The following is a 23,608-nucleotide window of genomic DNA, read 5'->3' as shown; positions in this document are numbered from 1 at the left end:
GGCCAGCATCCGACGTAAACAGCGCATTGCGGCTATGGATACTGCGTATCTTGAAAAAGTGATAACTGCTTAAAAAATGATCACGCTCTTACCCTGGGGTTAGTCCCTATAGCAATTACTAAATCCTCAATTTTCATTAGCTGTGAGAGTCATAGAGTTAATATCGAGCTATTCATCTAACACCCATACTTTTCACATTGGTATTAAAATAAATACTCACGTATATAATTTAATCACAAAATTTAGCGTCACTTTTAACCAGAGCTTAAAAATTCGTGTTTTGAGCAAACTCTTATCTTTTTAAGGGCCGTGCTCTCTCATCACTCGCAGAACATAAAGATGAAAGAAAAAAAAATTTCATTAGACGTTATGTCTTGACACTATTTTAGTTTTCAAACGTTATTTATTACTCAAATAAACCGAGCGTTCCTTGCGCTGCTTTTTTTTATAACCGTTCAGCACTATTAAACTTTTCTTATTTTCATTCCCTTTCTATTGATCTTGATCAAACTAACAACTAAACTTTCAGTAATTTCTGAAACTTCTGGAAGGTAAAAATGAAAATGACGCCTTTAATTACATCTGCGGTTATGCACTTTGGCGAAATGGGAAGTCGTTGGGGTTTCAACAGAACAGTTGGGCAAATTCTTGCGCTTATTGTTTTAAACGAAGAGCCCATTTCGGCGCAGGAAATTGCAGATGCGCTCAACATATCCAGAGGCAATACCAGCATGGGTTTAAAAGAGCTTCAGTCATGGCGCTTAGTTAAACAGCATCTTGTTCCTGGTGAGAGAAAAGAGTTTTTTATTCCGGCTGGCGATATTTGGACACTGGCCAATAGAGTATTTGAAGAACGAAGAAAGCGCGAGATAGACCCAACCATGAGTCTACTGCGTGATTTGTTGCTTGACGCACCTGCCAATGAAAAAGAGGCAAATGCACAACATAAACTGAACGAAATTCACGATTTACTCGAATCAATTACGGCATGGTCTGAAGAGCTTCAAAATCTTGGGCCTGAAAAGTTAAACACGTTGATGAAGTTGGGTTCTGGCGTGGGCCGTATGCTTGAGCTTAAGGACAAGCTACTTCCGGGGAAAAACAGCGTTAACTAAGGGGGCCTTCTGTGGATGCATTCTTGCTGTCTCGTTTACAATTTGCGTTAAATATTAGTTTTCATATTTTGTTTCCAACCATCACCATGGCGATGGGCTGGTTTCTATTTTACTTTAAGCTGCGCTCTAATATTTCAGGTCACCCTGTGTGGATGCGTATGTATCGCTTTTGGGTACGTGTCTTTGCCCTAAGCTTCGCCTTAGGTGTAGTAAGCGGCGTCACCATGTCATTTCAGTTTGGTACTAACTGGCCTGGATTTATGGAGAAAGTAGGTAATGTGGCGGGGCCACTACTCGGTTATGAGGTACTTACCGCCTTTTTCTTAGAAGCCACGTTTTTAGGCATCATGCTGTTTGGCATACGCCGTGTTCCGAACTGGCTGCATACGGCTTCAACCCTTATTGTTGCACTTGGCACCACTACTTCTGCGTTCTGGATACTAGCTTTAAATAGCTGGATGCAAACCCCACAGGGTTTTGAAGTGGTCGACGGCGTTGTGTATGCCACAAACTGGAAAGAAATTATCTTTAACCCATCTTTCCCTTACCGCTTTGTACATATGATGTTAGCGTCTGGACTGACGGCCAGCTTCCTGATAGCTGGGCTTTCGGCCTACCGCATGCTTAAAGGCGACGACAAGCTTGCGCCTAAGCTCGCGCTTAAAACCGCCACCTATACGGCGGCAGTGTTAATCCCGCTACAAATTTTTGCTGGCGACATGCATGGTTTAAATACGCTTGAGCATCAGCCTCAGAAAGTAGCGGCGATGGAAGGACTTTGGGAGACCACTGAAGGTGCACCTTTGTTACTTTTTGCAATTCCTGACGAAGAAAGCAAAGAGAATCATTTTGAAATTCCCATTCCCTATGGTGCAAGTTTAATTCTTACTCACGAACTTAAGGGCGAGATTAAGGGGTTAAATGAGTTTGAAGGAGAGCATCCGCCCGTTGCTCCTGTTTTCTTCGGTTTTAGGGTTATGGTGGGTATGGGCATGTTGATGCTCGCTGTGTCATGGCTTGGCAGTCTTTACCTTATGCGTAACAAAGACTTCCCAATTTGGCTTAAACGCACGTTTGCAGGCATGGCGTTTAGCGGCTGGATTGCTACGTTAGCAGGCTGGTACGTAACGGAAATAGGCCGTCAGCCCTATTTGGTAAGTGGTGTATTAAGAACCGCTGATGCCGTTACCCAGTTACCACCGGCGAATATTGCGCTGTCGTTCACGCTTTATCTTGTTATCTATACGGTGCTTCTAATCGCATACATGGGAACACTTATGTTGATGTGCAGAAGAGCCGTTGAAATTGAAGAGATAACGACGGAAGAGCGCGAAGTTGCCAAGGCAAAAATGCAACCTACTGACCCAGACCCAAGCACGGTTTAAGGAGAGCAAACATGTTTGAAAATGTATCAGCAGAAATGCTCGGAAATATTTATGTGGGTTTACTTGGTCTATCTGTATTGCTGTACGCCATTTTAGATGGCTACGACTTGGGTGTGGGTGTACTTATTCCGCCAAGAACAGAAGCGTTTCGCGATGACATGATAGCCTCCATAGGCCCTTACTGGGATGCTAATGAGACGTGGCTTGTGCTCGCCATAGGTCTACTGCTTATTGCTTTCCCTGAAGCCCATAGTGAGTTTTTACAAACCTTGTACTTGCCTGCAACCTTCATGTTATTAGGGCTTATTTTGCGCGGCGTAGCGTTCGATTTTCGCGCCAAGGTTGTACAGGTGAAAAAGCGTAAGTGGGACATGGTATTCAAATACGGTTCGCTTTTAACCACATTAGCTCAAGGGTATATGTTAGGTATATACGTGACGGGGCTTCGCACAGATATTTGGGCGCAAGGCTTTGCACTTCTCGCTGCATTTGGTGTTACGGCTGCTTATGCGTTTATTGGCTCGTGCTGGTTAATACTTAAAGGCGAAGGTGAGCTTCAACAAAAAGCGTATTACTGGGCCAGAAGAGGTTTAGGGGTACTGGCAGTAGGGATTGTCGCGGTAAGTATCGCAAACCTAACCTTACACGATGACGTGCGAGACTTATGGTTGTCTGCTCCTTGGGGCTATGTGCTTTTCGCTATTCCAGTAGCGTGTTTTGCGCTTCTAGCACTATGTGGTGTGTTGCTTAAAAAACTGCCTGATGCACAAGGGAAAGGCGAATGGCTTCCGTTCTTTATTGCCCTTCTAGTATTTTTACTTTGTTTCACCGCATTTGGCATAAGCTACTATCCGTTTATCATCCCTGGACAGATGACGGTGATGGATGCGCTTAGTGATGCAAGCTCTCTGCGCTTCTTGCTTGTTGGCGTAGTTATTGTAGTACCTATTATTTTGGCTTATACGGCCATGGTATATAAGATATTCTCCGGTAAATCAGAGAAGCTTTCTTACTACTAGCCTTTGTTAATGGGATCGCAGCAGATCCCAATTACTTGAAACAATAGTGAACATCATTGAAATTCAATGGTGTTCACTTTCTATTCAGCGCTATACTAAACGCTGTACATTGCGAGTTTCTTGCGGTTCCCGACGCCTTTCCTGTGCTTGGGGCATTTGCGGCGACCAGTATCCCCAATCCACGAACTCGATCTGAAAACCTGCGATCAAAATATGATCCTTTCCCTCGAACAATGTATACCAATGATTAGAGGATGTTTAGCGTTAGCTAGTCTACCCTTAAGGTGTGATCAAAATTTAAACGTTACTTACCGTTAAATATTTTGTTGACATCAAACTGTAATATTACTATATTTTATTTGGGGCAATTTTTAATAGAAGGAGCCAATACCATGGAAAATGTATTCCATTCGTTCTCACGGTTCTTCAAGCGCGCGCACCCCTATACAGTCGCTCACTATATCGGCCGTAAAAATGCGCAGCGTATCTTAGGATGTAAAATCAAAAAGAAATCCAAGATATTTGCCGACCAGCACGTTGAAGACCAAAATCATTAATTTATATGGGGCCCGTAAAACCGGCCCCATTTTTTTAGCTCAATTTAAATCTATTAACGTTTTCCTGAAGGTTCTCAGCCAGGCTGAATAAGCTTTTCGCTTCACTATTCACATTGGTATTCGCGGCTTTTACTTGATCGCCCAGCATTTGAAAATCTAGTGCCCCTTCGCGTGCAACTTGCACCTGATCTTTAGCGTGTTGTACAAGAGCCGAAGCCTCATTGCTCACCTCAACTAACGATAAAACACTTTTGCGTCCGTCTTCCAACGTAATCACCAGCTCATTGGCAAGCCCCAATGCGTTGTGTGCCTTGTCTTTATTCGAAGTCATAGTTTGTACAGAATCACGAATTGACTGCACTATTTTTTCTAACATGGCATTAATTTCAACTGTCGATTGATGAGTTCTTGATGCTAGCGTACGCACTTCATCCGCCACCACCGCGAAACCTCTACCCGACTCTCCTGCTCTTGCCGCTTCTATTGCAGCATTAAGTGCCAATAAGTTAGTTTGATCAGCAATCTCAGCAATGGTTTTCACCACACTCGATACGTTTTTTCCATCGCTTTGCAGCTTATCTAACGTAGTAGCAGTTTTATCAATGTTCAGGGTTAAATCAGAGATGGCGCGCGCTGTGGTTTCCACATCCACCTTACCTTGCGCTATCTGGTGGGCACTACCTTTCGCTTGTTCCGCAGCTTTTATAGATAGAGTAAGACTTTGTTCCATTTCATCAGACAGATTATCCATGACTGACACTAGCTGCTTGATGTCTCCTTGAAAGCTTAGAATAGCGGTTGAAGAGTGTGATGTTGCACTGTTAAGTGTTTGTGATGAGTGGTTCAGGTCATTCACTGCATGTTGAAGGTCAGTCATTCCCTTGTGAAATACGGCTAGTAGACCTTGAACGCTATGCGTTATCGCGTGGAGTTCTTGTAAATTTTGAGTAGGTAGACGTGACTGTAAATTGCGTGTTTTTGCAATATCGTCAAGCCTCTTAGCCATCTCTTCGATAGGACTTGCGATATTCCGCTTAGCAAGTATGTAGCCCATTATGGATACAGCCAGTAGCAATATGATTAGGCTGTAGATAGTGAACTGGCTCACACTGAGTTCAGCAGAAATAGCCATGGTTCGAGAGTTCGCAGCACGCTCAACACCCGAGCGTACCCCAGTTAAAAGTGCATTTAGTTCAGATGCTGCTTGGGTAATAACTTGAAGATTTTCCCGTGCAATATCCCAATCTATAGATGTTGCTGACATCGTTTGCTGTAAAGACGCAGCTGACGCAACCAGTACATCAAATTTTTCTTGAGCGGCATCGCTTCCCATATAGCTGAATTGGGAAAATTTGGCGTTGGTCTCGTCGACGAGCCGGTCTTTCTGTCCGTTATATTCGAGACTATTTATTGTGGTTCCGTATAAGGAATACGCGATAAGCACCAGCTCTTTACTTTGAGTTTGTATATCATCGATAGCGCTTAACGAGGGTAATGTTTCATCCACGTAGGCTTCTACTAAGTTTTCGACATTGGCGTTGTTCTTTGTCAATACAATTGCCGCGATGAGCGACACAATTACAACGAGAAGATAACCGAGCAAGATTCTTTGCTTGATGGTTTTAAACATATAACCCCCATATTATTTAGGGGCACGCCTATACTTGTCGCACGTCTCTGCACCCTTTTCTATTCGTGGTAGGACAATATATTTACTTCTCCTACAATTGAACAAAAATAGACCGCTACGGTTGCTTTTTTCTTTCAGATTTTTAATCGGGAAGTTATCGAATTTATGTTGTACCAATCCGCTTAGATAATTGCCCACTCAGAAGGCGCTGGCAAGTTTCCTAGCAAAGCGTGGGAATGCAGGAATGGCTGTTCCCTTTCAAATTCCCAGTGTCACCTTGATGTAGAACCACTATACCTGCGGTAACACGCCGCGATTACGAACATTTTAACTCTCGCTGAGTGGGTAATGATCTATGCGGACTGGTATTACTTAGTGTCTTCAACTGCAAATTGCCTCATCTATCACCGAAGGTATTGAGAAAACCAATGCTAATTATGAGGGGTTAAATATGGTTAAGCGGTACCGAGGTTGTGTACTTAATCTGCTCCATTGCAAAGCTTGAAGTGACGTCGGAAAATTCTATACCGTTAACCAATCGCTTATAAAAATGATCAAAGCAATCCATATCGGTAACGAGGACTTTTAGCAGGTAATCGTATTCGCCAGACATACGATAGCATTCAACAACTTCATCAAACGACGCGGCGTGCTTGGCGAAACTTGCCAGCCACTTACCATCATGTCTGCCCGCTTTTACTTGCACGAAAACGGTCATGGCCAGCCCCAGGTGTTTTGCTTGCAATAGCGCTACTCGCCTAGAGATTATGCCCTTCTCTTCTAGCTTTTGAATACGCCGCCAGCAGGGCGTTACCGTAAGCCCAATTTGCTCAGCGATTTCTGCGACAGGCGTGTCAGCGTTATTCTGTAGCATGGCCAAAATGGCTTTATCTATTGTGTCTATACCGCTTGTTTTTTCACTACGCATAGTGAGATGTAGCCCTTTATTTCCGTGTTCTTAGTTTTTCAGCGAATTACGTCAGGCGCTTTACTTTTATGGAGGCTATTTACAGCCACCAAGGCTGATTAAAGTCGACATTTTCTGGTGAAATTTCGTACTGAAAGGGAGGCGTGAATACATCCCAAAATGCATCCCGCAAGTCCTCGTCTATTATGCTAAGTTCACCTGCATCGCGATAGCGAGATAACAGTGTATTGTAAGCGTCAATCGGCATTTGCGGGTTAGACTGGCGAAAGATAACACGCCCTCCAAACTCTTCATACATCGCTTTTTCTGTTTGAAACTGTATAACCTGCTTGGCCGCTATCTCTTTAATGGGTTTCGCGGCCGTTTCACTTGAAACCTGACCTTCAAACTTCTCGATAAACTTGCTTACCAGTGTTTGGTTAACCGTTATGCCTTTTTGTTTTGCATAGTCCTCTAAAACAAGCTCATAAATTCTGTTAGACGCATTTACACGGACCACATAATCAAGCATACCTGCGTAATTGTCTTTCGCTTGCTGCTTCAAGTTTTTACGTTCTTCTTCACTAGGCACGACGTCTGCCATACGGATTTCGGTATTAAGCACCATTGCTAAAACACCCTGATCATCGACTTGTCCATTTGCCTGAGCAGCATAAGCAAGGTTTGAAATTAGAATAAGTAGCGCGGTGGCCAATGAAGATCGAATAGTTGATGTCATGCGCATTAAGCACTCCCTGTAGACGTATTTATCGCCGCGATTACGAACACTTTGAGTCTCGCTGAGTGGGTAATTAACTGTGCGGACTGGTATTACCCAAATGGGCGTTGTAATGAGTAAAGCATTAAACGCTATGACTACGCAATACCGTGGCGTACTGATATTAGGAATATGCTGCGAGCTTCAAATTTATTGGGGTGAACGAGTGCTTATGTGGTGTAGCCGAAAAAGGATGGCGATAACGACGCGGTAGACTAGCTATTGATGAAAAGCGTTATTCGTTAGAAATGATATATACCAAAAGCGGTATGGACTAAAAGCTTTGTCGCGCGTTTAGCGTGGGTGTGGAAATACAGACATTAGAAAGAAAAACGGCGGTCAAATGACCGCCGTTTTTGAATTCTTAGATAGCTTGCACGTTAGCAGCTTGAAGACCTTTTTGACCTTCTTCAACTTCAAATTCTACTCGCTGACCTTCTGGAAGCGTTTTGTAACCGTCAGAGATGATCGCACGGAAATGAACGAATACGTCCTTACCGCCGTTATCTTGAGTTAGAAAACCGTAACCTTTATCAGCGTTGAACCACTTAACTGTGCCTGTAACTTTAGACATGTCGTATAGACCTCAAATATCGTATTAAATTGCGCATAAGCGCGTGTAACTAAGTTCTTTAGAGTCTTTAAATTGGCGGAGTATTGGGTCTTACTTACGAATGGACAAACAACTTACAACAAATTACCGGGTAACTCGAGTGGTTTAACATATAGCAAATAATACAAAATCGCGTCTCTTTAAAGACTTTGGCTAAAAGCCAAAGCCACTATAACACTCTTCGGGACGATTAATATACAAATTAATTGATAAACTACGGATTTCATAAATATTTCACCGCAGCGTAACAAAAATTAATGCCCTTTCCGCCAGGCTAAATACCAGCAAATTGCGCCAATTACGCCTGTACTTGCAGGGAAATACCATGATAAATCGTACATTGGCAGTATTGCTGTCATTAACACAAAAGTGGCGCCCACTACGCTTAAATGAGTGGTCTGAGTTGTTTTCTTTTGCTCTTGGAGCAGTGCCAAATGGGCCCTTTGTTGTTGCAATGGCAAGCGCTTCATTTGCTGTAAACTGTCGTACAGCAGGTCTGGCATTTCAGGTAGTTTTTCAGACCAGAAAGGTAAGTTGTCTTTCACCTTTCCCATCATGGCGGTAAAGCCAATCTGCTCTTTCATCCAGTTTTCAAGAAACGGCTTAGCGGTTTTCCAAAGGTCGAGCTGAGGATACAACTGACGGCCTAAGCCTTCGATATACAGCAATGTTTTTTGCAGTAGCACAAGCTGTGGCTGCACGACCATATTGAAACGTCGTGCCGTATTAAATAGCTGCAGCAGCACGTTACCAAAGGAAATTTCAGCAAGTGGCTTTTGGAATATAGGTTCGCATACCGTGCGGATAGCCATCTCGAATTCATCGATATTGGTATCCTGCGGTACCCAGCCTGAGTCGGCGTGAAGCTGGGCGACTTTGCGATAGTCGCGGTTGAAGAAGGCAATAAAGTTCTCAGCCAGATAGCGCTTATCTTCACGATTGAGCGTACCCACAATGCCAAAATCGATGGCGATATATTTGGGGTTTTCAGGGTGTTCGGTAGAAACAAAGATATTGCCCGGGTGCATGTCTGCATGGAAAAAACTGTCGCGAAATACCTGAGTGAAAAATACTTCCACACCGCGCTCGGCCAATTTCTTCATGTTGGTATTTTGGGTAAGTAATGCGTCGATATTCGAGATTGGCAGACCGTAAATACGCTCCATAACCAACACATTGCTGCGACAGTAGTCACTGTAAATTTTAGGTACGTATAAGGCGTCTGAGCCTTCAAAGTTACGCCCTAACTGAATGCCATTCGCAGATTCACGTAGTAAATCCAGCTCATCAACAATGGTCTTGCGGTATTCCACAACCACTTCCACAGGACGCAGACGTTTGCCATCAGGAAGCCAGCGTTGAAGCACATTAGCCAAGCTAAATAACAGCTCCATGTCCGCCACAATGGTATCGCGAATATCTGGGCGCAATACCTTTACCACAACGTCTTCGTTGTTATGCTTCAACTTTGCCGCGTGAACTTGGGCTATAGAGGCAGACGCCAGCGGCGCTTTTTCAAATTCACTGAATAATTCGCTTAAATCAGAAAGCCCTAGCGCTTGCTTGATAATGTCTTGTGCAGCGTCAGATGAAAACGGCGGAACTTTGTCTTGCAAACGAGCAAGTTCGTTAGCAATGGCAGGAGGAAGCAAGTCTCGGCGGGTAGAGAGCATCTGGCCGAATTTAATAAAAACAGGCCCAAGGTTTTGTAGTGCAAGGGTAATACGCTCGCCGGCTGACTTGCCCTTGTGCTTGTTTCGCACCCAAAAAATGGTATGACGCATAGCCCGCGCGTACCAGGGTAACCACTTTGCTGGAATAAGTTCGTCTAAGCCGTGTTCCAACAATACCTTGTTAATTCGGTATAACCTAACAATACGCATTTATGAGCCTGTTTCTCTCAATCTTACTTAAATTTTTCTTCTAGGCGGCGCAGTCTCGCATCTGCACTTTCTGCTCGATCGCGAAGCGCATTAACTTCGTCACTAAAGTGCATAACCGCCAGCTTGTGTGCAGCAAGCTGCTTTTCTTCTACTACGGCGTTGCCGAATACCTTCGCCATGTACGCTAGCGCTGACATCGACTTCTCATGCACGGTTTTCACCGTTTTCACGGTCTGATGGGCAATAACATCGTTGGTCTTTTGTGCCAGCAACTCTTCAATGTCGATATCGAGCTGCTGAAACAAGGCACTGACCTGCTGAGCAACATTGAGCTCTCCTTCCAAAAAGAGGGCCTTTTGCTGAATAAGACGAGTCAACTGGCTGGTTTCTTTTAACTCTGGCAAGGTTTGTAGCGACGTTTTAATACAACAGTCTTTCGGCCCAAGGGACGCGACGGCGTCTTCAAACGAGCCTTGTTCGCTGAGTACGTCAATACGCTCAGAAAACGACAGCGTAATACCATAAGGAAGCGGCGAAATGAACGCAGTAAGCCTGGCGCCAGCAAGCGCTTTTAGCCTTACTTCGCTGTCTTCGTCTAAAGACAGCAACTTGTTTAAAACCGATTCAGCCGTTGCGGTAACCAGCGCAGAAGTAGGCATTAAAACTTATAACCTCTATGTAGCGCTACAATACCGCCAGTCAGGTTTTGGTAATCGCATTGCTCAAAGCCAGCCTGCTCGAACATCCCCTTCAAGGTTTCTTGATCTGGGTGCATACGTATGCTTTCCGCAAGGTATTGGTAGCTTTCTGCATCGTTCGCCACTAGCTGACCCATTTTTGGCAAAATGTGAAACGAGTACATATCGTAAAGTTTGCTGAGCTGCTCTGACGTAGGCTTAGAAAACTCTAATACCAGTAAACGGCCGCCTGGTTTTAACACGCGAAAAATAGAATTAAGCGCGTTTTGCTTTTCCGTTACGTTTCTAAGGCCAAACGCCATGGTCACCACATCAAAATGGTTGTCGGGGAAAGGCAGTGCTTCCGCGTCAGCTTGCACATAGTCGATATTGCTTACCAAGCCGCGGTCGCGCAGCTTATCACGGCCTACTTTCAGCATAGACAAGTTGATATCTGCAAGGGTTACGCGTCCTGTCGGCCCTACCAAACGTGAAAACTTAGCGGTTAAATCGCCAGTACCACCAGCAATATCCAATACTTTATTGCCAGCGCGAACACCGCTGCAGTCTATTGTGAAACGCTTCCATAAACGATGCACTCCCATCGACATAAGGTCGTTCATTACGTCGTACTTTGCTGCAACAGAGTCAAAAACATTAGCAACTAAAGAGGCTTTTTGCCCTTTATCCACCTGTTTGAAGCCAAAGTGCGTTGTATGCTCAGTAGCATTGTCGATTGCAGAGTCTGCTTGCGTAGCGGGAGTTTGATTGTCGCTCATGACAGTCCTGTAATTTGAATATTTTTATTAATGCCGAAGTGTATAGGATTGTGTGCTCAAGCAAAAGCTTTATGCCTGACTGTCTCCTGATGTAAATCAAGCCTTTGACCTTCACAAAAGCGGAGCCTGCAAGGCACAAGCTCGCATGTTTAGAAAACTAGAGCAGCTTGCTCTACGCTACCTGATTGTTTGTGCCCCAACTATAGGCAACAATGGCACTGATCTCTTGCAAAGAACGGCCGCTTTCCTCATGCCATTGCGCAAATGCCGCATTGGCCGCCGACAGCGACTTTTTCGAGGTTAAGCCACCGTCGATAATTTCATTCTTTCGCAAGTAATCTTCCACGTCACGAGAGAATAAAAACGTGTCTATGCCTAGTGCACGAAGCATGTAGGGGCCGGTGTTGCCACCTAATCGCGCACCGCGTTTTTTCAAAAACGCCCAAAGCTCTGTGATATTGTCTTTTTCAAAGCCTGCTACGAACTTACCAAAGCTACCGTGCTCCAGGGCTACGTCTTTGATCATCATGGCATTGTCACGCACTGTCATCACTTTTTTATAGTTGCGAACAATGCGCTTATCTGACGCTTTTTGCTCTAGCATTTCATCGGGCATCAACAACACTTTATCAATGTCGAACCCGAAAAATACGGTTTCAAAGTCGGGCCATTTTTGCTCGATAACTCGCCACACGAAGCCTGACTGGAACACTTTTTTGGTCATCGCCGCTAAAAAGCGGTCGTCAGGAATTGCTTCAATTTGCGCTTTAGAAAGTGGCGCTTGGAGCATGGCTTCAAGCACCCTTTCACCGCCTTTGCGCTCGCACGCTCGGCGGTAGATAGATTGAAAAGACTCTAACTTAGACTCTTTCATGTGTGCCTAGCCTTTAATACCGCTGTGACGAAGCAAAGCGTCAACTTGCGGCTCGCGCCCTCTAAAAGCAACAAACAAGTCCATAGGAGGCTTACTGCCGCCCATTTCTAAAATGTTTTCTAAGAACGCTTTGCCCGTATCGCGGTTAAAAATGCCATCCTCTTCAAACTTGCTGTACGCGTCGGCAGAAAGCACCTCGGCCCACTTATAGCTGTAGTAGCCCGCTGCGTATCCACCAGCAAATATGTGACCAAAGCCGTTTTGGAAACGGTTAAACGATGGAGGAATGACCACGGCCACCTCTTCACGCACTTTATCCAATGTGCCCTGTACGTCTACCTCACTGCCCTTTTCGCTATGCAGTAAGAAATCGAAAAGACTGAATTCAAGCTGGCGTACCATCTGCATCGCTGACTGGTAATCCCGTGCAGCAAGCATACGCTCCAGTAAATCAGCAGGAAGCGGTTCGCCAGTTTCATAGTGACCAGAGATAAAGTTAAGTGCGTCTTCTTCCCAGCACCAGTTTTCTAAAAACTGACTTGGCAGTTCAACCGCATCCCATGGCACACCGTTAATACCGGATACACCCGCTACGCGCATTTTAGTAAGCATGTGATGGATTCCATGACCAAACTCATGAAACATGGTCACCACTTCATCGTGGGTAAATAGCGCAGGCTTATCCCCTACAGGTGCGTTGAAGTTACAGGTAAGGTACGCAACGGGTAGCTGCAATTCGCCATTCATTTTTTCACGACGTACGCGACATTCATCCATCCACGCGCCGCCACGCTTTTTAGCTCGTGCGTACAAGTCTAGGTAAAAGCTGCCGCGCATCACATCAGCATCGTCAGTAATGGTGAAGTAACGTACATCTTTATGCCACGTATCAATGCCAGGCTGCTCAATAATTTTTAAGCCGTACAGGCGATGTACAACTTCGAATAAACCAGACAGCACTTTATCTTCAGGGAAATAAGGCCGAAGCATTTCATCAGAAATCGTGTACTTTTCCTGTTTCAGTTTCTCGCTGTAATACGGTAAATCCCATGCCGCTAGCTCGCTGACACCATGCTTGTCTTTCGCGTACGCTCGTACTTCTTCAAGCTCTTTCTCTGCCTGAGGCTTAGACTTAGCCGCCAAATCACGCAAGAACCCGATGACCTGATCGGTAGAATCCGCCATTTTAGTCGCTAGTGAACGCTCTGCATAACTTGAAAAACCTAACAATTCAGCCAGTTCAGTACGCAGCGTTAAGGTTTCTTTGATTATATCGGTGTTATCCCACTTACCCGCATTAGGTCCTTGATCAGACGCTTTTGTTGCATAGGCGCGATACATTTCTTCGCGAAGTTCGCGATTATCGGCGTAAAGCATGACTGGCAAATAAGACGGAATGTCTAACGTAAACAACCAGCCTTGTAAGTCTTTTTGGTGCGCAGCTTGCGCCGCTGCTTCAAGGGCTGACTCTGGCATACCGGCAAGTTCAGCTTCATCGGTAATGTGTTTAGTCCAGCCCATAGTGGCGTCCATCACATTATTGGAAAAGGTTGATGATAGCTCGCTAAGCTTTGCCTGAATCTCTGCAAAACGCTTCTTTTGCTCTGCGGGAAGCGCTACACCTGACAATGTGAAATCGCGAACGGCGTTTTCAATCACTTTCTGCTGCTCTTCGCTTAAGGTCGCAAATTCGTCAGACGCTTTGAGGGAAGCGTAAGCATTGTAAAGGCCTTCGTGCTGGCCTACCCAAGTTCCGTATTCAGATAATAATGGTAAACACGCATCGTGGGCTTCACGCAATTCATCGCTGCTCACCACGCTATTCATATGAGAAACGGGTGAAAATATTTTACTTAAACGATCATCGGCCTCTTCAAGGCGCAGCACTAAGTTCTGGTAAGAGTAATCTTTCGACGCCACGACCTCATCTATTTCGCTTTTGCACGCCGCAATGGCTTTTTCAATTGCAGGCTTGATAGAGGCAGGTTCAATAGCAGAAAAAATTGGTAGACCATCTACCATTTCAATTGCAGGGGTTGTCATAATCTTTTTCACTCTTAACACTTTGATAGAATAATGATGGGGCTTCGCTGATTAAAAGCAAGCTATTGTTTTAGCCACTGTTGACCTATTTTGAACTTACTTGCCGTCAACGTGCATGGATCATGATTATTGCCTATATTTACGAATTCAATGAATGCCGCTGCACCGTTTTTCTTAATGCCCCTCATAAAACCTGAACAACACGGTCAGCTCCGCCAAGCGCTGTCACAAATGTCACATTTCATCCTTTTGTCTACTTTGTCCCTTCGCTGTTCAGCGTCTATAATTTCGATTAATAAATCTACAAGGCATAGATATGAAAACGTTGACCTCAGGCGAAATAGCCTCGTATTGCGATGTAAATCTGCGCACCGTAATTCGATGGATCGAAAGCGGCAAGCTGAAAGGCTTCAAACTTCCTGGGCGTGGAAACAACAGAGTATTAGTAGAAGATTTTGTCGCCTTTCTTGAACGACACGACATGCCAATTCCCGATTCATTGAAAGGCATTGCCACGCCCTCAATATTAATTGTTGACGATGAAATGCCAGTTGCCAAGTCTATTCAGCGCGTGGCCAGACGGGCGGGTTATGAGTCGTATATCGCTACAGGCGGCTTCCAAGCGGGGATTATGCTGAGCCAATACGAGCCCAAAGTCATGACCCTCGATTTAAGTATGCCAGGCATGGACGGTTACAGCGTTATCGAATTCACGCGAGATCAAAGTAAATATAAAGATCTCAAAATTGTGGTCATATCGGCACTCGATGAAATTAGCCTGGAGCGCGCGCTTGAGATAGGGGCTGATGCCACCTTACAAAAGCCGTTCTCAAATCATGACTTAACAATGGTCCTTGAGCAGTTTATGTCGATGTAAATCGATTTAAAGGGAGTGACATTATGGCTTGGTTATCGCGATTCGCTCTTTTAAGTTTGCTTGTAGGTGTTTGCGCATTACCGACAAATGCTAAACCCCTTACTTTTGCTGTTGTACCTCAGCAGTCTGCCAAGAAAATGGCTGAAACATGGCAACCCTTAATCGACTATGTGAGCAATTACACCGGTTTTAAGATTGATTTTAAAACTGCAAAAGACATTCCCACCTTCGAGGCTAATCTCGCCGACGGCAAATATGATATTGCCTACATGAACCCCTACCACTTTGTGGTCTTTAATGAATCTGCGGGATACCGCGCGCTTGCGCGCCAACGCGATAAAGAAATTCGCGGCTTACTTGTTGTACATAAAGACAGCCCCATACGCTCTCTGGATGACTTAAGCGGTACCGAAGTAGCCTTCCCAGCGCTAGCTGCGTTTGCTGCCACAATTATCACAAGCGCTCACTTGCGGATGAAAAGCATTGCTTTTGTACCGCGCTACGTCAATTCTCATGACTCTGTGTACCTCGCAGTACAAAGGGGCTTTTTCAATGCTGGGGGTGGCATTGTCCGTACGCTTAACAGTTCACCTGACGACGTTAAACAAGAATTACGTGTCCTTTGGAAGAGCAAAGGTTATACGCCTCATGCTATCGCAACCCATCCAAATATGGCACTCGCTGACAGACAAGCTATTCTTAATGCATTACTTGCTTTGTCGAATGACACAAGTAAGTCTTGGATTTTAAAAGGTATTGGATTTAACGGCTTTATAGCGTCAAACGACAGTGATTGGGACGACGTGAGAGCATTGGGAATAGCATCGCTATCGAGGCCGCATTTATGAGTAGACTCGTATGAAACTTTCGTTGCGTATAAAAACAATAACAGGCATCGCATCAATAGCAGCGCTTTTGCTGCTAGTGCTCATTGTGACGGTGTTTCAGCTACTTAATGACCTTGTCGACAGTAATATAAAGAAGTCAGCCGACACCACAGTTGCCCTTTTTGTTTCGACGACAAAAAATGCCTTTTTAAGTTATGACCTTGCAGCTCTAGATGCCGACGTCTCAGAAATTCTTACCAACCCCAATATTGCTTACGTCAAAGTTAAAGACAAATTAGGCAGAGTTTTCGTAGAAAAGGGTAACACCAACGCACTAAACCGCCCTTTTACTGCCGACACAAGTGTTTCGGACGCTGATGATGGTATTTACAACACCCGAGCCCCCATCATGGTGAACAGGACTTTGTACGGATATGTAGAGATTGGGCTTAACATTGCTTCAGTAACTGAATCTGTATCAAGGGTGAGAAACTGGACAGTTACACTGGCTTTTCTAGAATTTATTTTGGTCGGATTGTGCTCTTACTTACTTGGTTCTTACCTGATGTCGCAGCTTCATCAATTACACGAAGGCGCTAAACGTTTAGGTGATGCAGTGAAAAACAACAGCTATCAAGATGTTTTTGTTCCCGTGCGCGGCACTGATGAGTTAAGCGAACTGGCAGAGGCATTTAATCAACTGGTTGAGCGTTTAAAAGAAGAACATGCGCAGCGTCAATACGCGCAAGATGAGCTTAAAGAGCTTAACACGCTACTTGAAGAAAAGGTTCAGGATAGAACCGCATTGCTGCATCAGAAAAACTATCAACTCCAAGAGGCCAATAAAGATCTAAAAGAGACCCAGGTACAACTACTTCAAGCTGAGAAAATGGCGTCAGTTGGCCAGCTAGCAGCGGGGGTCGCCCATGAAATTAACAATCCTGTCGGTTTTGTCAGCAGCAACATATCCACCTTAAGCGAGTACGTTGCTACCTACCAAATGACATTCTCACAAATTAACGCGGTGCTTAATGAGCAAGACGAGGGTAAGCGTGCTTCTGCCTTATCAGAACTAGAAAAAATGTTAGCTAATCAGGATATGGCGTTTATCAATGAAGATATCACCGACCTCCTCAGCGATTCGAGAGACGGTTTAAGTCGGGTTGCTGAAATTGTAAAAGGGTTAAAGCTATTCTCTCGTGTAGACAGTGACCACATGCAGCAGCACAACATTAATGATTGTGTACGCACTACCCTTGCCATGGTGAACAACCAATTAAAGTATATTTGTACTGTCGAAACGCATTTAGGCAAAGTCCCTGACGTTGCCATGAATGTAGGCAAGGTTTCTCAGGTTGTTACCAACTTACTCATTAACGCGGGTCAAGCGATAGAGAGCACGGGTAAGAACGGTAAGATAACTATTACCACCTGTACTGCGGGCAAGTTTGTCGAGCTTCGTGTAGAAGACACTGGCTGCGGTATTCCATCAAGTCATTTAGACAAACTCTTCAATCCATTTTTTACAACTAAACCTGAAGGGCAAGGCACTGGCTTAGGTCTTTCAATTTCGTTTGGCATTGCTCAGGAGCATGGCGGCACGCTCTCAGCCACCAGCAAAGAGGGGGAAGGAAGCGTATTCACCTTAGCGCTCCCCATTAATTCAGATTCAGATAAAAAGTCAGAGAGCGAAGGATGAAGCAAGTAATAGTGTTATCAAGCAGCATTGCGTGTAATAGTTGTAACGTCGCTTATAAGGATAATAATTCATGACAGAGCGTACTACGGAACAAGCCACGACCTACACGGTTCTATTTGTCGACGACGAACCGAATATCCTTCGCGCTATTAAGCGTGCTCTGTTCACTATGGATATCACCTTACTGCTTACTGATAGTGGTGCCAAAGCGTTAGATTTAATGAGTAAACACGATGTTCACGTTGTTATTTCTGACATGAAAATGCCGCAGATGTCAGGTGCGGAATTACTCGAACAGGTCGCTACCAATTATCCTGAAACCTTTAGAGTTGTACTAACGGGCTATGCCGACATTGAATCGACCATTAAGGCTGTAAACCAAGGCAAGATACACCGTTACCTGCAAAAGCCATGGGACAACCAAGAGCTTATCGCTGTTGTAGAAGAAGGCTTAGAACGCGTTAAGTTAAAGGCGGAAAACCTTCGTCTTCAAAAACTAACACGACTGCAAAATAAAAAGCTACGCGACGTAAATGCTTCACTAGAACAAGTGGTTAAAAAGCGCACGCGCCAAATAAAAGCGGCGCTAAATAAAATCGAAAAACACAACCTTGCAATGGAGCAGGTGCTGTTCAACGTGATAAGCATTAATCCAAACATCAACGGTAAGTTTGCTATTGAGGTGAGTGAGTTAGCGTCGAAACTTGCGCGTATTGCTCGTTTAGAGAAAGACGAAATAAAACAAGTGCGCTATGCCGGCCTTATTTGTGAGCTAGGCCTGCTAGGGCTTGAAAGCGAAGATTTTAAGGCGCCATTTTCAAAGCTTAAATATCAACAGCAGCAAAACTATCTATCGCAAACCAAGCAGGCTGCGTTAATACTTGCTCCGGCGCACGAACTACATCAAGTTTCTGACATTATTGAATTTCAGTTCGAGCACTATAATGGCTCAGGCTTGTATAACAAAGTTGCAAAAGAAATTCCTGCTGGCGCGCGTATCTTGGCCATAGCCCGAGATTACTGGCGCTTAGTAACCGGCAGAATGAGCGGTATCGAAATGAGCCCTCGCGATGCCAAACTAGAAATGAAAAAGCACAGAAACACCCGCTATGACGGTGAATTTTTGGACCTGTTGCTCGAAGCAGAAGATGTAACGACATCTAAACTGCTTTCTACATCATTGAAAGCCTCGCAGCTCAAAGCAGGCATGGTACTAGCCCAAAATTTGTATAACGATAGTCACATCCTTATCCTTCCTGAGGGACATGTGTTTAGTGATGCCACCATTCAAAAACTCGTACACTTTGAAGAAGAACGTGGAAAAGCGTTTAGTATTCAAATAGAACCAGAAGAGCTTTCTGCTACTATAAGTGAATAAGCTTTAAAGGTTTCGTGCTGAAAGCAGGATGAGCGATGCATAATATGCTTCGCTTTGTCTTAGCCTTTTAATTAGGCTGCACTGTCCCCATTGATAAACTAAATGAAATTCCCTAAAGCAAATCTCGGTCTTTTAATCACTCTTTATGACAAGACCGATAGAGAATGATTTGCTGTGCGAACCTACCGAAGGCATCTATGCTTATCGTTTATGTTCGCCTAACCGACAAAGAAGGCTTTTTGAATGACACATTTTGATTATATATGTATTGGCGGTGGCAGCGGTGGTATCGCATCTGCAAACCGTGCAGCTAAACACGGAAAGAAGGCCGCCATCATTGAAGCGAAAGATATTGGCGGTACTTGCGTGAACGTTGGCTGCGTGCCTAAAAAAGCCATGTGGTACGGAGCACAGGTGGCTGAAGCCATACATCGCTATGCACCTGAATACGGGTTCGATTTGTCGGTAAATCACTTTAGCTGGGACAGCCTGATTGCCAGCCGCCAGGCTTATATTGAGCGTATTCATGCTTCTTACGACCGCGCTCTTACCGCAAATGACGTTACCTTAATTCGCGGTTTCGCGAAGTTTATCGATAACAACACGGTAGAAGTCAACGGCGAAAAGTACACGGCTGATCATATTACGATTGCTGTAGGCGGCCGCCCAATCATCCCAGATATTAAAGGTGCTGAGTACGGTATTGATTCTGATGGTTTCTTTGCCTTAAAAGAGCAGCCGAAGCGCGCTGTCGTGGTTGGCGCAGGCTACATTGGAGTGGAATTAGCCGGCGTTCTTCACGCCCTTGGCACAGAATCGCATCTGGTAGTTCGCAAACACGCTCCGCTTAGAAATTTCGACCCTATTATTCACGAAACTTTGGTTGACATGATCCACGCTGAAGGTTGCAAATTGCACGACCATGCTAGCGTAGAGAAAGTGGAAAAAGCTGACGATGGCGAGCTATCAGTACACTTAACCAATGGCGAAGTGTTAAAAGCTGACTGCTTGATTTGGGCGATTGGCCGTAAACCCTCTACCGACAAAATTGATATTGAAAATACCGACGTTGAACTGAACGACAACGGCACGGTTAAGGTCGACAAATATCAAAACACCACGGCAAAGAATGTCTACGCGGTCGGTGATATTACCGGTGAAGCAGAGCTTACTCCAGTGGCAGTTAAAGCAGGTCGCTTGCTAAGCGAACGCTTATTCAACGGCCAAAAAGACGCTCACATGGATTATTCAATGATTCCAACCGTGGTCTTTAGTCATCCACCCATTGGCACTATTGGCTTAACCGAGCCAGAAGCTATTGAAGAATACGGTGAAGACAACGTTAAAGTGTACACCTCTAGTTTTGCGTCTATGTACACCGCGGTAACCCGCCACCGCCAAATGACAAAGATGAAGCTGGTATGCGCGGGTAAAGACCAAAAAGTGGTAGGTCTTCACGGTATTGGGCACGGCATGGATGAAATTCTGCAAGGCTTCGCCGTTGCCATAAAAATGGGCGCGACTAAAGCTGACTTTGATGCGTGTGTAGCTATTCACCCTACCAGTGCAGAAGAGTTTGTTACTATGTAGATCGCGTTCTGGAATGTTAGACTGTAGCTGAGCACTTTCTGGAAAATGTACTACCCTTTAGAAATTCTTAGATTCATTCGGGGTAGTACATGACTTACGTGATTCAATCAAATCCCTTCTCTGTGCTTCCCCTTTCGGTACCCAATAGTGGGCATATTAAGCTGGAAGGTATCCCAACTTTTTACTATTCAAACCACGAATATATTACACCTGTAAATCTTTGGATAAATCATCTAGTCAACTACAGGAAGGCGAAAGATTTAAACTCCACGGTTCGTGCTTTAAAGCGCTACTTTAATTTCTTGGAAGAAAACTCATTATCTTGGGATAAATTTCCGACTGCTAAATATTTAAGACCTACCTATAGGTTTAGAAACGATAATTTACTAACAAACGCAAGGCTAGGACAAATCCAGTTCTCTACGGCATCTCTTTACATGAGGCATGTCGTAAAGTTTTACGAGTGGTGTATTCACCAAAAATTTCTTAACGTTAACGAATCCGGTAAACCATTTGACTACGAGATGGTGAAAATCAGAAACACCAGAATGATGAATCATCTTAACCCTCATTACATTGTCAGTAGCACGGACCTTCGCGTAAAAGTTCCTTTAAAAGAGCGAGTGCAATCACTCAATCCGCTATCAAAAAATGAGCTAGAGCCCTTTGCGAAAGCACTCTCCACGTTCAACATAGAGTTTATAATCCATCAACTCTTGCAAGTACAATCAGGTTTGAGATTACAGGAAGCATGTACTTTCCCATTATGTTTAGCGTGGGAACTTGAGTTTTCCGATAAATCAGAAGTGAAAATTGGTCCGATGAATGGTGTAGCTACAAAGTATGGAAAAGAAAGAAAAGTCGAAATCTCTCCCAGCCTCAGAGCTCTACTTGTTGGCTATGCAAAATCAAAAAGGCGCAGGCTAAGGCTCAAAAAGAACAATAGTTCATTTTTGCTAGTCTCGAAATCAGGTGCTCCATTTAGTCCTAACAACGTTCAGCAATCGTTTAGAAGATTAAGAAACGCTGTTGAGCGTGAAACGTCTTCGCTATTTTCTCATACCACTCATGACCTCAGAGCCACGTACTGTACGTACCGCCTTGCATCGCTTTTAGAGATAGGGATGCAAAAAGACGCAGTAACACAAATGATGGCATGGATGGGACACAGTAGTGAAGCAACAACTTGGAAGTACGTCGACTTCTTGGAGCGTAAAAAAAACGTTAGAGAAGCAGCAAGCTTTCTAGATACCATTCTTGAAGAGTCGCTATATGAGTCAATCTGAGCAAGATAAAAGCCTCATCATTAGTTTGAAAGTAGGGATAGCTCGGTATCAGCAATTCGACTTCAATAGATTTCGATACTTCAATGTGCCAAAAAAAAAGGAACTAACTGGTGGTAAATATGCAAATAGAGACGAACTTGTTCGACGCTGGTTTACAGCTCTTTATGATGATCAAACCTACTCAGACAGGACGAAATTTGGGTACGTCAATGATCTTGTAAGATATGTAAAATTTGTAGATTCATCGAATCTCGACTTGGAAACACGCGAGTCCATAGTTGCGTGGGAAAGGCATCAGGTCGAAAAAGTGAGGCTTGGCTCCTTGAACGTCAATACAGCTCGAAAAAGAACAAGTTCTATAAAGTGCATGCTTACTATACTAGGGTTACCTTGCAAGGATTGGTTTTCTCCGAGAGGTCTTTTCAGACGCGAGCTGAACCCTACTGAGGGCTATTCAGACTTTGAACTCAAGTCCCTTTTAAAACCAATCTACTCAACGTTTAATAAGCTCTTTGAACAAATACTCAGCACTCCAGAACTGCACTTGTACACAGAGCCAAGAGTTGCAACTGCAGAAATTGCTTTCGGGCCCCGGAGAATAGAAGTTGCGGGGGCCATCACAAAATGTTTTTCACTTGGTTATTTCCTCATGTCTTATTTTACCTGGGGAAACATGACGTCCTTATTATCTATGAAAAAGTTTAAGGAAAGTAACTTCAACGAAGAACACATTTACTCACAAAGCGTTTTAAAAGCCAGAGCGAATAAGTACGTAACAATATCAATTGGAGAAAACAATCGTCAAAATGTACCAAAACATTCACTGCGATTCATAAAGAAGCTCTTAAAGTTAAGTCACACTATCGCGCCGAATAACGAGCATTTGTTTTTTATGGCTTGTAGGGGCAAGTTAAAGCCTCTTGAACCAAGTCATCTAAAACATACTAGTATTTGGCTCCAATCCACCTTTAATTTAGTTACGGATGACAACCTACCGCTCAGGCCTATGGCAAAGAGATTCAGGGCGACTGGCAGTGCTCGATACTTAGATTTAACAGGCGACTATGCTGGCGCTTCTATTTTATTAGGCAATACACCAAAGACTCTCCGTCAGCACTATACTACGGGTAATCCGATAGAAAATAAAAGGCAATTACAAGCTGCCACTCATACATTGGAAGCTGTTGCACGATGTTCTGACCTTGCCCAGGCGAAAAGCTATGCAAAATCGAAACTGGATGTTGAAGTACTTCCCTATGAGCAATTTCTTGCTAAGTATGGTGACTTAAATAAGCACTCTCAAAAGACAGCTCTTGGTTCTGGATGTATTTCTCCTTTCGGTAAACAAGCTAGTGTTTACAAACGAAAAATGAATTTAAGTCCAATGCACTTTGATGTTGATCACTTGGCTTGTGCCGATATCTTGAATTGCTTCGATTGCCCCAATCAGGTAATTATCGAAGAAGTTGAGGATATTTGGTGCTTAATGAGTTTTCGGGAAGTAATTGAGGAGTCAATTATCGACCATAAAAGTCATTCTCAGTTCGTTAGAAACTTTGCTTCACTGGTTGAAAAAATAGACTTGTGTATTTTTAGCGTTGACCCGAAGGTACGCCGTAAAGCAACTAAAAAGCTCAAACAGGAAGGTCGTCACCCCATTTGGCCTGAAGGTATAAATTACAACTTTTAGA

20 protein-coding genes are annotated in these 23,608 nt (G+C 44.2%); 11 read left to right on the top strand and 9 right to left on the bottom strand.

What is annotated here, in order from left to right:
• Positions 1 to 557: 557 nt before the first annotated feature.
• The 4 genes from MHN02_RS16975 to MHN02_RS16960 all read left to right on the top strand — a co-directional run bounded on the left by MHN02_RS16975 (position 558) and on the right by MHN02_RS16960 (position 4,076).
• Positions 558 to 1,115 (top strand): MarR family transcriptional regulator, encoded by a 558-nt coding sequence (locus MHN02_RS16975; RefSeq protein ID WP_014999724.1) that lies wholly within the window; start codon positions 558 to 560, stop codon positions 1,113 to 1,115.
• 11 nt (positions 1,116 to 1,126) lie between these two features.
• A complete protein-coding gene (locus tag MHN02_RS16970) occupies positions 1,127 to 2,500 on the top strand; it encodes a cytochrome ubiquinol oxidase subunit I (protein WP_014980453.1) in 1,374 nt (457 codons plus the stop codon).
• Positions 2,501 to 2,511: 11 nt separating this feature from the next.
• Complete coding sequence (locus tag MHN02_RS16965; RefSeq protein ID WP_014950934.1) at positions 2,512 to 3,519, top strand: cytochrome d ubiquinol oxidase subunit II; 1,008 nt, start codon at positions 2,512 to 2,514, stop codon at positions 3,517 to 3,519.
• Positions 3,520 to 3,911: 392 nt separating this feature from the next.
• Positions 3,912 to 4,076 (top strand): hypothetical protein, encoded by a 165-nt coding sequence (locus tag MHN02_RS16960; protein WP_014950935.1) that lies wholly within the window; start codon positions 3,912 to 3,914, stop codon positions 4,074 to 4,076.
• 34 nt (positions 4,077 to 4,110) lie between these two features.
• Here MHN02_RS16960 and MHN02_RS16955 read toward each other — a convergent pair whose 3' ends face one another.
• From MHN02_RS16955 to prlC, 9 genes are all read right to left on the bottom strand, one after another.
• On the bottom strand, positions 4,111 to 5,706 hold the full coding sequence (locus MHN02_RS16955) for a methyl-accepting chemotaxis protein (protein ID WP_239247455.1): 1,596 nt from the start codon (positions 5,704 to 5,706) through the stop codon (positions 4,111 to 4,113).
• Between the two features lie 445 nt (positions 5,707 to 6,151).
• Positions 6,152 to 6,634: an Lrp/AsnC family transcriptional regulator gene (locus MHN02_RS16950; protein WP_014977547.1), complete on the bottom strand. Its 483-nt coding sequence runs from the start codon at positions 6,632 to 6,634 to the stop codon at positions 6,152 to 6,154.
• 79 nt (positions 6,635 to 6,713) lie between these two features.
• Positions 6,714 to 7,358 carry a hypothetical protein gene (locus MHN02_RS16945; protein WP_239247453.1) on the bottom strand — a complete coding sequence of 215 codons (645 nt, stop codon included), beginning with the start codon at positions 7,356 to 7,358 and terminating at the stop codon, positions 6,714 to 6,716.
• Between the two features lie 397 nt (positions 7,359 to 7,755).
• Positions 7,756 to 7,965, bottom strand: a complete 210-nt coding sequence (locus tag MHN02_RS16940) for a cold-shock protein (protein WP_012519905.1) — start codon at positions 7,963 to 7,965, stop codon at positions 7,756 to 7,758.
• Between the two features lie 293 nt (positions 7,966 to 8,258).
• Positions 8,259 to 9,887, bottom strand: a complete 1,629-nt coding sequence (ubiB, locus tag MHN02_RS16935) for a ubiquinone biosynthesis regulatory protein kinase UbiB (protein WP_014950939.1) — start codon at positions 9,885 to 9,887, stop codon at positions 8,259 to 8,261.
• A 23-nt stretch (positions 9,888 to 9,910) separates the two neighbouring features.
• Complete coding sequence (locus MHN02_RS16930; RefSeq protein ID WP_239247451.1) at positions 9,911 to 10,546, bottom strand: SCP2 sterol-binding domain-containing protein; 636 nt, start codon at positions 10,544 to 10,546, stop codon at positions 9,911 to 9,913.
• A complete protein-coding gene (gene ubiE, locus MHN02_RS16925) occupies positions 10,546 to 11,343 on the bottom strand; it encodes a bifunctional demethylmenaquinone methyltransferase/2-methoxy-6-polyprenyl-1,4-benzoquinol methylase UbiE (RefSeq protein WP_014950941.1) in 798 nt (265 codons plus the stop codon). Before ubiE ends, MHN02_RS16930 begins: the two co-directional genes overlap by 1 nt.
• A 172-nt stretch (positions 11,344 to 11,515) precedes the next feature.
• Positions 11,516 to 12,217 carry a DNA-3-methyladenine glycosylase I gene (locus tag MHN02_RS16920; RefSeq protein ID WP_014977550.1) on the bottom strand — a complete coding sequence of 234 codons (702 nt, stop codon included), beginning with the start codon at positions 12,215 to 12,217 and terminating at the stop codon, positions 11,516 to 11,518.
• Between the two features lie 6 nt (positions 12,218 to 12,223).
• Entirely contained in the window at positions 12,224 to 14,260 is a 2,037-nt protein-coding gene (prlC, locus tag MHN02_RS16915; RefSeq protein ID WP_014977551.1) for an oligopeptidase A, read from the bottom strand.
• 316 nt (positions 14,261 to 14,576) lie between these two features.
• Between prlC and MHN02_RS16910 the strand changes: the two genes are divergently transcribed.
• The 7 genes from MHN02_RS16910 (at position 14,577) to MHN02_RS16880 (ending at position 23,607) form a co-directional block, all read left to right on the top strand.
• Positions 14,577 to 15,137: a response regulator gene (locus tag MHN02_RS16910; protein ID WP_014977552.1), complete on the top strand. Its 561-nt coding sequence runs from the start codon at positions 14,577 to 14,579 to the stop codon at positions 15,135 to 15,137.
• Positions 15,138 to 15,160: 23 nt separating this feature from the next.
• A complete protein-coding gene (locus MHN02_RS16905; protein WP_168533330.1) occupies positions 15,161 to 15,985 on the top strand; it encodes a phosphate/phosphite/phosphonate ABC transporter substrate-binding protein in 825 nt (274 codons plus the stop codon).
• Positions 15,986 to 15,995: 10 nt separating this feature from the next.
• The gene (locus tag MHN02_RS16900) at positions 15,996 to 17,663 is read left to right on the top strand and encodes an ATP-binding protein (protein ID WP_239247449.1); all 1,668 of its coding nucleotides are present in this window, start codon (positions 15,996 to 15,998) and stop codon (positions 17,661 to 17,663) included.
• 70 nt (positions 17,664 to 17,733) lie between these two features.
• Entirely contained in the window at positions 17,734 to 19,041 is a 1,308-nt protein-coding gene (locus MHN02_RS16895) for a response regulator (RefSeq protein WP_239247447.1), read from the top strand.
• A 243-nt stretch (positions 19,042 to 19,284) separates the two neighbouring features.
• A complete protein-coding gene (gorA, locus tag MHN02_RS16890; RefSeq protein ID WP_239247445.1) occupies positions 19,285 to 20,631 on the top strand; it encodes a glutathione-disulfide reductase in 1,347 nt (448 codons plus the stop codon).
• Between the two features lie 89 nt (positions 20,632 to 20,720).
• Positions 20,721 to 21,917, top strand: a complete 1,197-nt coding sequence (locus MHN02_RS16885; RefSeq protein ID WP_239247443.1) for a site-specific integrase — start codon at positions 20,721 to 20,723, stop codon at positions 21,915 to 21,917.
• Entirely contained in the window at positions 21,904 to 23,607 is a 1,704-nt protein-coding gene (locus MHN02_RS16880) for a hypothetical protein (protein ID WP_239247441.1), read from the top strand. The genes MHN02_RS16885 and MHN02_RS16880 overlap by 14 nt, the downstream gene beginning before the upstream one ends.
• Position 23,608: the final 1 nt, after the last annotated feature.

It is taken from the genome of Alteromonas sp. CNT1-28 (genome assembly GCF_022348345.1).
Taxonomy (GTDB): domain Bacteria; phylum Pseudomonadota; class Gammaproteobacteria; order Enterobacterales; family Alteromonadaceae; genus Alteromonas; species Alteromonas macleodii.
This window is presented reverse-complemented; position numbering and strand designations above follow the sequence as displayed.

What these genes read in the sequence shown, in the direction of transcription:
- MHN02_RS16975 (WP_014999724.1), top strand. Translation starts at nt 558, where the DNA reads ATGAAAATGACGCCTTTAATTACATCTGCGGTTATGCACTTTGGCGAA.
- MHN02_RS16965 (WP_014950934.1), top strand. Translation starts at nt 2,512, where the DNA reads ATGTTTGAAAATGTATCAGCAGAAATGCTCGGAAATATTTATGTGGGT.
- MHN02_RS16960 (WP_014950935.1), top strand. Translation starts at nt 3,912, where the DNA reads ATGGAAAATGTATTCCATTCGTTCTCACGGTTCTTCAAGCGCGCGCAC.
- MHN02_RS16955 (WP_239247455.1), bottom strand. Translation starts at nt 5,706, where the DNA reads ATGTTTAAAACCATCAAGCAAAGAATCTTGCTCGGTTATCTTCTCGTT.
- MHN02_RS16950 (WP_014977547.1), bottom strand. Translation starts at nt 6,634, where the DNA reads ATGCGTAGTGAAAAAACAAGCGGTATAGACACAATAGATAAAGCCATT.
- MHN02_RS16945 (WP_239247453.1), bottom strand. Translation starts at nt 7,358, where the DNA reads ATGCGCATGACATCAACTATTCGATCTTCATTGGCCACCGCGCTACTT.
- MHN02_RS16940 (WP_012519905.1), bottom strand. Translation starts at nt 7,965, where the DNA reads ATGTCTAAAGTTACAGGCACAGTTAAGTGGTTCAACGCTGATAAAGGT.
- ubiB (WP_014950939.1), bottom strand. Translation starts at nt 9,887, where the DNA reads ATGCGTATTGTTAGGTTATACCGAATTAACAAGGTATTGTTGGAACAC.
- MHN02_RS16930 (WP_239247451.1), bottom strand. Translation starts at nt 10,546, where the DNA reads ATGCCTACTTCTGCGCTGGTTACCGCAACGGCTGAATCGGTTTTAAAC.
- ubiE (WP_014950941.1), bottom strand. Translation starts at nt 11,343, where the DNA reads ATGAGCGACAATCAAACTCCCGCTACGCAAGCAGACTCTGCAATCGAC.
- MHN02_RS16920 (WP_014977550.1), bottom strand. Translation starts at nt 12,217, where the DNA reads ATGAAAGAGTCTAAGTTAGAGTCTTTTCAATCTATCTACCGCCGAGCG.
- prlC (WP_014977551.1), bottom strand. Translation starts at nt 14,260, where the DNA reads ATGACAACCCCTGCAATTGAAATGGTAGATGGTCTACCAATTTTTTCT.
- MHN02_RS16910 (WP_014977552.1), top strand. Translation starts at nt 14,577, where the DNA reads ATGAAAACGTTGACCTCAGGCGAAATAGCCTCGTATTGCGATGTAAAT.
- MHN02_RS16905 (WP_168533330.1), top strand. Translation starts at nt 15,161, where the DNA reads ATGGCTTGGTTATCGCGATTCGCTCTTTTAAGTTTGCTTGTAGGTGTT.
- MHN02_RS16900 (WP_239247449.1), top strand. Translation starts at nt 15,996, where the DNA reads ATGAAACTTTCGTTGCGTATAAAAACAATAACAGGCATCGCATCAATA.
- MHN02_RS16895 (WP_239247447.1), top strand. Translation starts at nt 17,734, where the DNA reads ATGACAGAGCGTACTACGGAACAAGCCACGACCTACACGGTTCTATTT.
- gorA (WP_239247445.1), top strand. Translation starts at nt 19,285, where the DNA reads ATGACACATTTTGATTATATATGTATTGGCGGTGGCAGCGGTGGTATC.
- MHN02_RS16885 (WP_239247443.1), top strand. Translation starts at nt 20,721, where the DNA reads ATGACTTACGTGATTCAATCAAATCCCTTCTCTGTGCTTCCCCTTTCG.
- MHN02_RS16880 (WP_239247441.1), top strand. Translation starts at nt 21,904, where the DNA reads ATGAGTCAATCTGAGCAAGATAAAAGCCTCATCATTAGTTTGAAAGTA.